Genomic DNA, 13,298 nt, shown 5'->3' with positions numbered 1-13,298 from the left:
GTGTTGGCGCGAACACGGTCGTCGGATTGGGATGGCTACGGACGCGAAAGCTCGAAGGTCGACCCCGCTACCCGCCTCTAGGCATGCTGGCGTCGACCTTCGAGCCGCTGGTGTAGTTGGTGGTCCCTGGCCGGAGCGGGCTACGTTCGGGCAGGAGTTCGTTCGCGGGTCCGCGCTGATGAGTGACGCGCTGGAGGGCGAAGCTACCGCGAGGCTTGCGCTTCTTCGCGCGCGGCGCTTCGAGTCCGGCCTCGATTGGTTTCTGCGCTGCTAGCGTGCTCGACGCGGAACGCAGGCTCGACGTTCGGCCGGGAGGTGCGTAACGGCATTAGAGCGGAGCCGCCATCGACGCGTCAACCGCCGGCGAACGAGCGCGGTCACGACGCTCGTTATACTGACCGCGTCAGCGCCCGGGGAGGCGCGCACGGGCGTGGGATTCGGGGAAGCGCGATATGGGTGTGAGTCTTCACGGGCGTGAGGCTGAGTTGGCGAAGATCAGGCAGACCCTCGAGCGCGTGGGCTCTCGCCGCGGGGATCCTGCTGGTGCGGTCGTCATGCTTCACGGCGCGAGCGGCGCGGGTAAATCGGCCCTGGCCGAGGCTGTGATCGCCGCCGCTGTCCAAATGGGTTTCGAATCCTTTCGCACTGCCTGTGAGCCGTTCCACGAGGGCATGAGCTACTTTCCCGTTCGCGAGCTGGTGCGGCAGATTACGCGAGGCCGCCCAGCAGGCGAGTTCGTGGCTACTCAGTTCGGTCCAGCTTCGTCGGAGGTCGAGATGGCGGCCGTGAGTGAGTCGATTTCGGCAGACCCCGCGAGCCGTCGAGAAGCTATTGTTGCGACGTTCACGAACGTCATCATGGGTGCATACCGTCAAGGCGAGGCACCGCCAAAGATCTTGTTCGTCGACGATATGGAACACCTCGATGCCGGGAGCGCCGACGCACTGATTTGTCTCGTATCCAGGCTTGCCGAGGGACCAGTTGTTATTCTCGGGGCGTATCGCTCCGACCTAGTCGCCGACTCCACCCATCCGGTACGGCCAGTTATCGCATCTGCACGGCGAATGGAGGGCGTCTACGAAAGCCACGAGATTCGTGGCTTTGACCGTCTAGGTTTTCGGGCGCTGCTCGAAGCGCTGCTTGGTGGACGAACTGACCTTCCCGACGCAGTCACCCGCAAACTCTTCGAAGAGACCGAGGGTAACCCCCTCTTCACACGTGAACTGATCCGGATGCTCTGCTCGCCAGATCCACGGTCTGGCCGAGTCTCTCTGCGCCAGGACGGCGACGTGTGGCTCTTCGATGGTGATATTGGCTCGTGGGATATCCCAGACTCCGTTGAGGAAGTCATCGCGTCTCGGCTCAATCTCCTCGATGTTGAAGAACGCCGCGAGCTTGAGCTCGCGGCCGTAGTCGGGAGGCGCTTCGCGTTCGCCGTCCTGCACGGGCTGATGGAAGCTGGCGAAGACGAGCTTCTTCAAGACCTGGAGAAATTCCTCGACATCGACCTCATCCGCGAGCTGCAGACTTCGGACGAATCGTTCGAGTTCTCCCACGGAAAGATCCGTGATGTCCTGTACGCCCAACTCAGTGGTCTCAGGAAGCGGCGACTGCACGCCCAGGTCGCCGACGTGATTTCCAATCTGCGCGCCAGCTCAAACGAGGACTGGGACGCACTCATTGGAGAACATCTCTACCTCGCTGCCAAGCCCGTCGAAGCCTTCCCTTACCTCCTCCGCGCGGCGCGGAACGCTCACGCGACCGGAGCAGCCTCTGAGGCGGCGGCGCTGTTCGCGAAAGCTTTGGAGTCCTCCGAAGCTGTCATCTTTGAGGGCGACGACTCACGCGCCTCCATCCAGCTTGAACTCGTGACCGCTCATATCAGCGCGAGCGAAGTGGAAGACGCAGGTCGGCTACTCGCTCAGCTGACTGACGCGGGGCACGCACCTGAAATCCGAGTCGTGGCGTTGGACCTGCTGGGAGACGTACTCCTTTTCGAAGGCGAGACCCGGCAAGCGCTCGAGGCCTACGAGCAGAGCCGAAGTCTCGCCGAGAGTCTGAGCGACACCGTTGCGCTGTGCGAAGTCCTCTGTGACCTTGCCGAACTACACGGTCGGCAGTACGAGCAGCAGGCGGGGGTGCTTCCTCGGGAGGCGGAGGTTCATCGGCGTCAGTACGTTGCGAACGTCGATGCCGCATTCGATATGCACGAAGATCTTCCCATGGGACCGCTCCGAGCACGGACCCTCCGAAACAAGGCCAAGCTTTCCCGAGTCTCAGGCGACTTCGCCAAGGCCGAATCCTTGTACCGGCAAGCCATTGACGCCGTGGACAGGCGTGTTGCGAGTCACCGATTCCTCGTGCCTTACGCCAAAGCCCTCCGGCGGGCGGGGAAACCAGAGGAGGCGCTGCAATACATCGAGCGCGTCATTGCATGGAGCGCTCAGGTGGGATCCGCGCGCTCTCAAGCCATCGGCTGGCAATACAAGGCGACATTCCTCATGGCAGCAGGCGCCGATGGGAGCTCGTTCGCGGAGGCGAATGCCGCTGCCGAGCACGCACTCTACGGTCATCAGTCCATCGGATACGTGCAAGGAATCCGTGAGACGCACATCGTCCTCGGCGAGATCGCGCTACGCGTGGGAGACAAAGAGCGCGCACTCGAGTGGTTCCGCACAGCAGCTTCGGCAGAAACTCGCGAGGCGAACGAGATCCTCGAGATCATCTCCGCCGAACTCGACGCGAACGGCGAAGAAGATCGTGCGTCCGCTATTCGCGGAGCGCTGGAAGAGAACGTCCCTGCGCTGTGAGGCGGATCGGTTCCGCAGTGAAGCGGGTTCTTTTCAGGTTCAGCCAGTCGACCATGCCTGCCCTTCTTGTCATCATCGCGATATTCGCGTTGGGTATGACGATGTGGTGGCTCGGCCCGAAGGAAGGCGACAAGTACTCCGACCTCGGAATCAACCTCGGCGTCGGTGCCGTTATCGGTATGGCGCTCTTGTATGTCGAACGGCTGATTACAAGAAGCGAGAAGGATCGCGACCGGCGCCTTGCCGAGGAGAATGCGTTCGTCCAGTCACTCGTCGCGGCTACGGATCTCTCCGACGTGAACGCACGGGGACGAAACTTCTCAGGCATTCTCCTCTCCTCCCGCAGCCTCATCGGGGCCGACCTGAGCCTCACCAGTCTCGACCGAACAGATCTCCGCGGAGCGGACCTCACCCGCGCCAATCTGGCAACGTCCAGTGGCGTGAGCCTCAACCTTCACGGAACTGTCGTCGACCATCTCACAGCCCGTGACGTGCGCTGGCCCACTGTGAACCTGTCTGGCGCATCAGGGTCCGCGGCGGACTTCACCGGTGCGCTTCTGCCCGACTCGAACTTCGAAGAAGCTCGTCTAACGCGCGCAATTCTGGATCAGGCGGAGCTCCATCGAGCGCAGATGAAGCGCGCTGATTTCGCCGAATCTAGGGGCCACTCCACCTCTTTCGAGGGCGCTGACCTTCGCGCCGCAAGTTTCCGCGGGGCACGCCTCGTGAAGGCAAACTTTCGTGACGCCGACCTACGAGCCGCCGACCTTCGAGACGCAACGCTCAGCGAACCCGATCTCCGCGGAGCCGACCTACGCGACGCCCGCATGGACGGGCTGGAACTGCGCGATCCACTCACTGACGAGCGAACCAGACTCCCAGCGATCCCCGACCGCCTCGCATAGGCCGACACAAGGAGATAGACACGTGGCGCTGTTCTTCACCGACATCGACGGAACCCTTCTGAACCCAGAGCGCACGCTCTCCGCACGCACTACTCAGGCCATCAGAGACGTTCGCGCAGCTGGGCATCACTTCGTTCTCTGTTCCTCGCGAATGCCGGAGTCAATGCGCATCCTTGAGCGCATGTACGACGGCGTCGACGAGCCGCTCATCGCTTACAACGGTGGGCTCGTCCTCTCTCGCGCAGGCGAGGTTGTGCATAACGTATCCATAACGCCCGATGACTCCCGCGTCGTCGCACAGTACTGCGACGAAGTGGATCTTCATGCGAGCTTCTTCTCCGGCGAGGACTGGCACGTCTGGGGAGACGACAAGTGGACCGCCCGCGAGATCAACAACACCGGAGTGCGTCCCCGCGCCCTTTCGTCGCAGGACTACATAGCTTCAGGACGAGTCGACACTAATCCGCCCCACAAGATCATGTGCATGGGAGAGGCCCACCTGGTCGACGGGCTCGAGGCCCTGTTGGCGCCAGTCGGGAGCATGGTGACGTACCGGTCGAAGGACACGTACCTTGAGATCGCCAATGCCGACTGTTCGAAAGGGATGGGCGTCGCCGCAGCCGCGTCCGAACTCGGAGTAGACATCGAGGACTGTTACTTCTTTGGAGACAACTACAACGACATCCCCGCCTTCGCCGCCGTCGGTACCTCTGTAGCCGTCGCCAATGGAAAGCCGGAGGTTATCGAAGCGGCGACAGTAACGACAGCGCGGCACCACGACGACGGCGTTGCGCAGTACCTGGAGGAATGGCTGCAGCGTTCCTGACCCGTCTCGCGTCGAGCAACGCTTCGAATCCGGGGCTCACATCACGTCCGCCGACGGACGCCGAAACCCATACGATGACCTGCGTACGTGTTGGACGGCTGGGGGTTGTTCATGAGCGATACGACACGCGGGCCGGAGAAGCTGGCGAGGCCGCGGAAGCCGGTTGACTGGCGCTGGTGGATTGTGGGGGGCGCCGCCGCTACGGTGCTGGCGCTCGTCCTGGGCGGGGTAGCTCTCGGCTGGTGGGCGGCGAATCAGACACTCATCGCCGTGCAGCAGAACACGACCGATGAGCCGGACATGGCTCCGGTCATCGCGCTCGAGTCCTCGATGCCGGACGTACGTGGGCTGACCCAGGACGAGGCCGCGCAGGTGCTCGCCGACTCCGGGTTCGCCGCCTCCATCATCACCTTCGAGGACGCGCCATCCGGTCTTCCCGAGGGCACGGTGGTCCTCCAGTCGCCGGTCTTCGGAACACCATCACCCGCGGCTATCACCATCGGGGTGGCTGTCCCCACGACCATGCCCACGCTGACCGGCGTCGACCGACAGGAGGCCGTCGCCACCCTCTCAGACCTGGGTGTGGCCGTCACGGTCGTCTTCCAGTACGACGCGAAAGCGACCATCGGAACCGTACTCAACACGTCGCCGGCCGCTGGCGAACCTCTCGGTGACACCGCCACCGTCACGCTCGCCACGACAGGGTCATCCATCGGCCTCGGAGATCTCCGACGTCTCAGCGGCGACTGCCGCTCAACAGGACAGGTCACACTCCGTGGAACTGAGTATCCGTCGGCCGTCGAGTGCGACGCGGAGCCGGAGGCATCGACGACCACATGGGCGCTCGGAGCGAAAGGCGACTTGTTCACCGCGACGGCAGGCATCGACGATGACGCGACACCGGGAACATCGGCGACCGTCGAGATCCTCGCGGACGGCGCCGTCGTGAAGACGGAGAAGGTCACCTTCGGGAAGTCTGTCGAGATCTCCGTCCCCGTGACCGGCGTCATCCAGCTGAGTGTCCGAGCGACCTCATCCGCTGAGCTCGAAGTCGTCCTGGTCGGCGCTTCGGTCGCGGGTGCCGACGCGGCGATAGCCGAGCTCGAGCAGTGACACGCGTCATCGCGGCAGCGCTCGCCGCGCTGCTGGGGGCTGCACTCCTCATCGCACCCGTCAGGGCCACCGCGTCCACTGCGGTCCCGACTCCGGCACCGTCCGTCGCCGAGGTCTCGAAAGACGGTGTCGCGCCCATCGCCGTGCTTCTGGACACCTCCGGATCCATGAACGAGGACGACGGGGCCGGCACTCTCAAGCTCCGCGGTGCGAAGAACGCCGTCCGTGACATCGTCCGGAACCTCAGCTCCACCACCGTCTTCGGGCTGCGCACCTACCCGGCCTCCGGCGGCTGTGATGAGGGCAGATACGTCTACGAACCCGCCCCGCTAACGGGCCGGGACGCGGTCCTCCACAGCATCGAGGGCATCACCGCCGACGGGAGCACCCCGACCGGGGAGGCGCTGCGCGCGCTCGCCGACGACCTCAAGAACCGCGGGTACACCGCCGCGACCATCGTCCTCGTCTCCGATGGCGAGAGCACCTGCAGCACGCCCCCCTGCGACGTCGCCAAGCAGCTCGTGAGCGAGGGCTTCGACGTCACCGTACCCACCATCGGATTCCGTACCTCGGCCGCCGGCTCCGAGGAACTCGCGTGCGTCGCCGAAGCCACCTGTGGCGTCTACCTCGACGCGGGGGACAGCGCCGAGCTCGCCGAACAGCTCGACTCACTCGTCCGAGCCCAGCTCGAACTGAGAGTGCGATACGACGCCGCGCCGATGTCCGACGGCTCAACGAAGATGACGGCGATCATCACTCACAAGGGCGGGGAAGACGCGAAAGACGTGCGAGTGTCGCTCACGTTCTCGAACTCCCGCACGCCCGAACAACGCCGCGCCGGCATCCCACCAGTGGTCAGGGTGGGCAACATCCCCGTGGGGACATCCGTGGAGCGGTCTTGGACGATCGGCACCGGAGTCGTTGATGCAACCTCCACCACCCGGTTCACAATGAGCGCGTGGGGCACAAACGCTGTCCGCGCGGCCTTCGAGGGCGAGTACCGGGTCAGGGAGGCATCGTTCAGCAAGAGCGACCTCGGAGCCCCGTTTGATGGCGTCAGCATCGACAATCCGGTCGTCATCTTCGGAGACTCCTACTCGTCGGGTGAAGGCGTGGGAGACGGTTACCAGGCGGAGACCGATGCGATCTCCTACGACTGCCACCGCAACGCTGACACCTACCTCGGCACCGTCCTGTCAGAGGCCGAGATGAGGATCGTCGCCTGCTCCGGCGCGGTCACCGCGCACCTGCGTGGGACCAGTGATAGAGCAAGTCGCTCTCAAATCCAGCAGATGACAGACCTGGGAGTCGCGCCCAGTGTCGGAGTGATGACCTTCGGGGGCAACGACATCGGATTCGCCGACGTCGTCACCATGTGTATCCACCCGCTCGAGAAGCAGGGCTGCATGAACGAGAGCTACCAGGGCAGCAAGATCACCGCGGCCTTGCAGATCTCCACCCCGTTGTCGAAGACGTATCGCGCAGCGTGGGCGGCGATGAACACGCCAGAGATGCGGGCGAAGCGTGGGGGAACGTACGCTCCGCTCATCGTCCTGCCTTACCCTCAGATCCTCCACGAGACCAAGAACGGCAGCTGCTACCAGTTCAACTCGTCCGAGGTCAGCTTCGCCAACTCGCTGGGAGACACCATCAACAGGTCCGTCGAGACAGGAGTCAAGATCGCAGCGTCCCAGGGCTACGAGGTGTATTTCGCGAGCGGGGTCGAAGGTGCTGTGCGACCAGACCACACACTGTGCGAAAGCGGTGACGACGCGTTCATCAACGGCTGGGTGTTCACCGACTGGAAGCCGACCGACACCCACCCCGAATCGGTCCACCCGAAAGCGTCAGGCTATGAAGCGGTGACCGGAGCGTTGATCCAGTGGTCGAAGACGGCTGAGCGGTTCGCTCCTTCCGTGAGCGACGAGGCGATGAAGCAGTTCACTGATGACCTTCTTCCGCCATTGGAGTCGACGTGGACGACGACCATCGACATCCAGAGCACAGCGAACGGGCAGCTGTTCCAGGGCGGCTCGGTCCAAATCCAGGGAGGCGGCCTTCAAGCGGCATCGTCGTCGACCGTCGTCCTTCACTCCGACCCGACAGTGCTCGGCAGCGTGCTGGCGGACATGGACGGCAAGGTAGACGAGACATTCGTGCTCCCGGCCGACATCCCGCCCGGTCAGCACACGCTCGTCATCTCAGCGCTGTCCGCTGACGGCGAGTTCATCGAGAAGCGCATCCCGGTGGCTGTCCTCTTCCCGACGCCGTGGTGGGTGTGGGGTGCGCTCGCGCTTGCATTGGCGCTACTGCTCAGCGCGGTTGCACTTGTCCTGGTTGGCTGGTCGATTCGGAAACGGGACGCACTCCCCGCAGAGTCTTCCTAACCATCCTGCGTGCCGCGACGTCTACCTCGCACGTGCCCGCCGCCGTCTGAGGCAACCGGGGCGGAGAGCTGTCCAGCGACGTCCGCCAGTGGACATGGGGCTGCGGAGCAGTCCTCGACAGGGAGTACGACGCCGCCGTGAATTACCTCACGAGCGCCCGAGGAAGCGTGGAGAGCCTAAACGCCCGTAGAAGCTCCCGAGCCCAGCTTGCTGGCCCGGAAGACGAATCAGGAACCGCGCCGTGCGTGAACGAGCCGGCATGACCGGCTTTACCCAGGCGGCAGCGTCAGCGGCATCCCCCGCTGACGTGGACAACGTACGTGCACTCGCCACGGACCGGAGGGTCAACTCCGGCGCCGTGGAGGATCGGAATCATCACGGGCTCTCAGAGTCCGCGAAATCACGAGCCAACGGAGGCGGTGACGATCACCACCAGCACGGTCGAGTCCGACTCGCGCGACGACGGCGACAGCGAGGCCCCGCTCGGCTTCGGGACCATCGATCTCAACCGACCCCCGACCTGGGTTCCGTCCGCCAGGCTACGGCCCTGCCGTGCCGACGATGGGCGGGCGGTTGCGCTGGTCCACGAGCGGGCGCGTGAACACGTCCCGTTCGCCCGACCCCGCGCGGTCGATGTATCCACAGCACAGCTGGGGATGCGACGGAACCGACCCCGGTCGCGCTTGTCAAGACCTCCCGACCGTTCACCGGGGCGATGGCATCCTGGGCTGACCCTCCCGAAAGGACTGCCATGAGCATCGGAGCCGGCATCGCGCTCATCGTCATCGGCGCCATCCTCGCGTTCGCCGTGGACCTCCCCAACGACTACGTCGATCTCACGACCATCGGCTACATCATGATGGGAGCCGGTGCGGTCGTCTTCGTCATCGGTCTCGTGCTGATGGTCCGTCGTCGCCAGACCGACACCGTCACCCGCAGCGAGGGGGCGGGCGGCGCGCAGGTCACGCGTTCGACGACGCGGTCCTCGAACGACGACCTCGTCTGAACACCGCCGGGAGTTCGTCCCGGCATCGGGGACCCGAATGACAGACACCGACACGACGCAACCGTCCGACCCCGCCATCGACGACCTGTTCGACGGCCGGTACCGCCTCGGACGGGTGCTCGGCGAGGGCGGGTACGCGCGTGTGTACGAGGCGGTGGACACCTCGCTCGGGCGGACCGTCGCGCTGAAGGTGATCACGGGCGACGGCGCCGATCCCGCGGATGCCGCGCGCGTACGGTCCGAGATCCGGCTGCTGGCCTCGCTCTCGCATCCGTCGCTCGTGACGCTGTACGACGCCCGCTTGTCGTCACCGCCGACCTACCTCGCGATGGAACTCATCGCCGGGCCCACGCTCACCGACCTCGTCCACCGCGGACCCGTGCCCGCGGTCGATGCCGCTCGGTACGGTCGCGAGATCGCCGAAGCGCTGTCGGTCATCCATGGTCGCGGGATCGTCCACCGCGACGTCAAACCGTCCAACATCCTGTTGCGCCCGCCCGCGCACACCGGGGAACGGGCGCGGGCGACCCTCGCCGACTTCGGGATCGCCGCCCTCGTCGGGGCGACGCGCGTCACGCGAGCCGATACCGTCATCGGCACCGCGGCCTACCTCAGCCCGGAACAGGCCCGCGGAATGCCGGCCGCCCCCGCGAGCGACGTCTATTCGCTCGGACTCGTCCTGATCGAGGCGCTCACCGGCCGCCGCCCGTTCGGCGGGCGAACGCCCCACGAAGCTCTGGCGGCCCGGCTGGTCTCGCCGCCCGAGATCCCCGCGTACATCCCCGCCGCCTGGCGTGCGCTGTTGACCCGCATGACGGCGATCGACCCGGCGGAGCGACCGGATGCCGCCTCCCTCGGGGCCGAGTTCCGCTCGCTCCCGAACGAATCGGTGCCCACCGTCCCGCTCGACGAACCGTCGCCGGAGCCGCCGGACGCCCTCACCCGCACGCGGGTGCTGCCGCCGGTCACCGCCCCCGCGCGCCCGACGCGTCGACGCGCCGCGATCGTGGCATCCCTCGTCGCCGTGCTCCTCGCCGGGGGAGGGATCGCCACCGCGGTCGCGATCGGATCCACCGCACCCGCGAGCGACCCGGGGCTGCCCGCGCTGCCCGCACCCCTGGACCAGCACGTCGACGACCTCTGGAAGGAACTGGGCCCGTGAGTCTCCGCCGAACCGCCACGACGGCGCTCGCGCTCGCCGCGGTGCTCGCGCTAACCGGATGCACGCCGCCGGCCGCCGAACCGACCGCGTGGCAGGGCGTGGTGCAGACCCTCGCGTCGCAGGCGTCGGGCGGCGATTACGCGTCGGCGTCGGCGACGCTCGATCAGCTCGACGCCGACGTGACGGCGCAGCGCGACGCCGGGAGCCTCTCCGCCGCGGAGGCCGAGGCGATCCTCGCCCGCATCGCCGTCGTCCGCGCCGATCTGTCCTCGCTCCTGCCCGCTCCGGAGCCGACCGCCGAGAGCACGCCCGAGCCGACGACCGAGAGCACCACCCCGGTCGTCGAGGACACGCCCGACCCCACACAGAGCACCGTGGGGGACGACGATGCCTCCGACGACGAACCGACGCCTCCCGGCGACTCGGCGACACCCGACGAACCGGGCGGAAAGGGGCCGGGGAACACCGGTCCCGGCAGGGGCGGTCCCGGCCAGGACCGCCCCGGTGGCCCGGGCAAGAAGGACGGATGACCGGCGCGCGCCCCACCCCCTCCGGGCCATGCGAGGATTACCCGGTGCCGCGCCGAGTGACCGCTGAACTCGACCTCGATCTGGGGTCCTCCGTCGACCTCATCTTCCAGATCACCGCTGCCCAGGGGGTGCCCCTGGCGAGCGAGCATCTGACGTTCTCGAGCGGCGACCGTGTGTACACCCCGACCGAGATCGTCGACCAGTCCGGCAGTCGTCTGCACCGGCTCTCCGGCGAGCAGGGGCCGCTCTCCGTGCGCTACGAGGCCGTGGTCGCCGGGGCCTCTCCGACGTTGCACACGAGCGACCTCGAGACGATCACCTACTTGCGCCCGAGCCGCTACTGCCAGTCCGACGAGGTGTTCGCCCAGGCCCGCCGGCAGTTCCGCGGACTCGCCGGTGCCGACCTGATCGCGGCGGTCTCGACGTTCGTGGCCTCCAGCGTCACCTACACGCCCGGGCTCAGCCTCGGCACCGACAGCGCCGTCACGACCCTCATGACCGGCCAGGGCGTCTGCCGCGACTACGCGCACGTCGTGATCGCGCTGCTGCGCGCGATGGACATGCCGGCGCGGTACGCCGCGTGCTACGCGCCGGGGCTCGAGCCCATGGACTTCCACGCCGTCGCCGAGGCGTACCTCGACGGCGCCTGGTACGTCATCGACGCGACGCGGCTGTCCGACCGTCGCTCGCTCGTGCGCATCGCCACCGGGCGCGACGCCGCCGACTGCGCCTTCCTCAGCTACCACGGCGGGTACGTCGGCCTCGAGCGCATGTACGTCGATGCGGTCCTGGAAGAACAGACTCCGGATGCCACCGGCCACGACGACCACGAAGCCCTGGTGCAGATCGGCTGAGGCGGGCGTGCCGCCCGCGCGGCCTAGAATTGCAGGGTTATGGATCCCGCAGCCCTCTCCGCCGCCCTGCTCGCCGTCATCGCCCCGCTCGCCGAGGCGCGACGCGAGGGTTCGTCGTCGGGGCTGACCGCCGCCGACCTGCCGCTGGAGCGGCCGAAGAACCGCGATCACGGGGACTGGGCGTCCAACGCGGCGCTGAAGCTGTCGAAGGTCGTCGGCGCGAACCCGCGCGAGTTCGCGGCGGAGATCGCCGCGGGCCTCGAGGGCGTCGCCGGCATCGCGAGCGTCGAGGTCGCCGGCCCGGGCTTCATCAACATCCGACTGGAAGCCGCCGCCGCCGGCGCCCTGGCGAAGACGATCGTCGAGCAGGGGGCGGCGTTCGGATCGAACGACTCCCAGCGCGGCAACACGATCAACCTCGAGTTCGTCAGCGCCAACCCCACCGGTCCGTTGCACATCGGCCACACGCGGTGGGCCGCCCTCGGCGACGCGATCGCCCGTGTGCTGCTCGCCAGTGGAGCCACACTCGTGCGCGAGTTCTACATCAACGACGCCGGCGCCCAGATGGAGCGCTTCGGTCGCTCGGTCGTGGCGGCCCTGCACGGCGAGCCGACCCCCGAGGACGGCTACGGCGGGGCGTACATCGGTGCGCTCGCCGAGCGGGTCGCCGCCGCTCAGCCCGGCATCCGCGACCTCGACCGGGCCGAGCAGATCACCGCGGCCACCGAGCTGGCCTACGAGTTCCAGCTGGGCGAGATCCAGGCCTCGCTCGAGCGGTTCAACGTGCACTTCGACGTGTGGTTCTCGGAGCGGACGCTCCACGCGCGCGTCGACGGTCAGCCGAGCCTCGTCGACGAGGCCGTCGACCGCTTGCGCGCGCAGGGACACGTCTTCGACGACGAGGGCGCCGTGTGGGTCCGCACCACGGATTTCGGCGACGACAAGGACCGTGTCATCCGTCGTTCCAACGGCGAGTACACGTACTTCGCCGCGGATGCCGCGTACTACCTCAACAAGGGCGATCGCGGCTTCGCGCACAAGATCTACCTGCTCGGTGCCGACCATCACGGCTACGTGCACCGCTTGAAGGCGCTCGCGGGCGCGGCCGGCGACGACCCCGAGAAGGACATCGAGGTGCTCATCGGGCAGCTCGTGTCGATCAACGGCGCCAAGCTGTCCAAGCGCGCGGGCAACATCATCGAGCTCGACGACCTGCAGGAGTGGCTCGGCACCGACGCGCTGCGGTACTCCCTCGCGCGGTACCCGGCCGATTCGCCGTTGACGCTCGACCCCGAGATCCTGCAGAAGCGCACGAACGACAACCCCGTCTTCTACGTGCAGTACGCCCACGCGCGCACGCACAACGTCGCTCGCAACGCCGCCGATTCGGGTGTCGACCGCTCCGAGTTCGCCCCCGAGATGCTCGAGCACGAGACCGAATCCGCCCTGCTGGGCGCGCTGCAGGAGTACCCGCGCGTCGTCGCGTACGCCGCAGAGGTGCGCGAGCCCCACCGCGTGGCGCGCTACCTCGAGGAGCTCGCGGGGCTCTATCACCGTTGGTACGACAACTGCCGCGTCATCCCGCTCGGCGACGCCCCGATCGAGTCCGTGCACCGCACGCGTCTGTGGCTGAACGACGCGACCGGTCAGGTGCTGCGCAACGGCCTCACGCTGCTCGGCGTCGGCGCTCCGGAGCGCATGTAGT

General features: G+C 66.7%; 10 protein-coding genes. All 10 read left to right on the top strand.

Translation table 11 applies throughout. The features are described from left to right. Positions 1–452 precede the first annotated feature (452 nt). On the top strand, positions 453–2,810 hold the full coding sequence (locus AC3E6M_RS14165) for an ATP-binding protein (protein WP_490530295.1): 2,358 nt from the start codon (positions 453–455) through the stop codon (positions 2,808–2,810). A 53-nt stretch (positions 2,811–2,863) separates the two neighbouring features. Then, a complete protein-coding gene (locus AC3E6M_RS14160; protein WP_490530294.1) occupies positions 2,864–3,715 on the top strand; it encodes a pentapeptide repeat-containing protein in 852 nt (283 codons plus the stop codon). Between the two features lie 22 nt (positions 3,716–3,737). Then, positions 3,738–4,541, top strand: a complete 804-nt coding sequence (locus AC3E6M_RS14155) for a Cof-type HAD-IIB family hydrolase (RefSeq protein ID WP_490530292.1) — start codon at positions 3,738–3,740, stop codon at positions 4,539–4,541. A 111-nt stretch (positions 4,542–4,652) separates the two neighbouring features. Next, complete coding sequence (locus AC3E6M_RS14150; protein WP_490530290.1) at positions 4,653–5,654, top strand: PASTA domain-containing protein; 1,002 nt, start codon at positions 4,653–4,655, stop codon at positions 5,652–5,654. Continuing rightward, the gene (locus AC3E6M_RS14145; protein WP_490530288.1) at positions 5,651–8,041 is read left to right on the top strand and encodes a VWA domain-containing protein; all 2,391 of its coding nucleotides are present in this window, start codon (positions 5,651–5,653) and stop codon (positions 8,039–8,041) included. The genes AC3E6M_RS14150 and AC3E6M_RS14145 overlap by 4 nt, the downstream gene beginning before the upstream one ends. 751 nt (positions 8,042–8,792) lie before the next feature. Continuing rightward, positions 8,793–9,047: a DUF6458 family protein gene (locus AC3E6M_RS14140; protein ID WP_138172890.1), complete on the top strand. Its 255-nt coding sequence runs from the start codon at positions 8,793–8,795 to the stop codon at positions 9,045–9,047. Between the two features lie 37 nt (positions 9,048–9,084). After that, on the top strand, positions 9,085–10,209 hold the full coding sequence (locus AC3E6M_RS14135; RefSeq protein WP_138172889.1) for a serine/threonine-protein kinase: 1,125 nt from the start codon (positions 9,085–9,087) through the stop codon (positions 10,207–10,209). Beyond that, positions 10,206–10,739 carry a hypothetical protein gene (locus AC3E6M_RS14130; RefSeq protein WP_490530286.1) on the top strand — a complete coding sequence of 178 codons (534 nt, stop codon included), beginning with the start codon at positions 10,206–10,208 and terminating at the stop codon, positions 10,737–10,739. The genes AC3E6M_RS14135 and AC3E6M_RS14130 overlap by 4 nt, the downstream gene beginning before the upstream one ends. Before the next feature lie 44 nt (positions 10,740–10,783). Further along, a complete protein-coding gene (locus AC3E6M_RS14125) occupies positions 10,784–11,593 on the top strand; it encodes a transglutaminase-like domain-containing protein (protein ID WP_490530284.1) in 810 nt (269 codons plus the stop codon). A gap of 39 nt (positions 11,594–11,632) precedes the next feature. Beyond that, entirely contained in the window at positions 11,633–13,297 is a 1,665-nt protein-coding gene (locus AC3E6M_RS14120; RefSeq protein ID WP_138172886.1) for an arginine--tRNA ligase, read from the top strand. Position 13,298 lies beyond the last annotated feature (1 nt).

The sequence above is a fragment of the Microbacterium sp. SCPM-O-B-15248 (M128) genome (assembly GCF_058214835.1).
The sequence above is the reverse complement of the archived record's forward strand: the minus strand, read 5'-3'. Positions and strand labels throughout refer to the sequence as shown.

Coding starts and splice junctions, on each gene's coding strand:
- AC3E6M_RS14165 (WP_490530295.1), top strand. CDS start 453: ATGGGTGTGAGTCTTCACGGGCGTGAGGCTGAGTTGGCGAAGATCAGG.
- AC3E6M_RS14160 (WP_490530294.1), top strand. CDS start 2,864: ATGCCTGCCCTTCTTGTCATCATCGCGATATTCGCGTTGGGTATGACG.
- AC3E6M_RS14150 (WP_490530290.1), top strand. CDS start 4,653: ATGAGCGATACGACACGCGGGCCGGAGAAGCTGGCGAGGCCGCGGAAG.
- AC3E6M_RS14140 (WP_138172890.1), top strand. CDS start 8,793: ATGAGCATCGGAGCCGGCATCGCGCTCATCGTCATCGGCGCCATCCTC.
- AC3E6M_RS14135 (WP_138172889.1), top strand. CDS start 9,085: ATGACAGACACCGACACGACGCAACCGTCCGACCCCGCCATCGACGAC.
- AC3E6M_RS14120 (WP_138172886.1), top strand. CDS start 11,633: ATGGATCCCGCAGCCCTCTCCGCCGCCCTGCTCGCCGTCATCGCCCCG.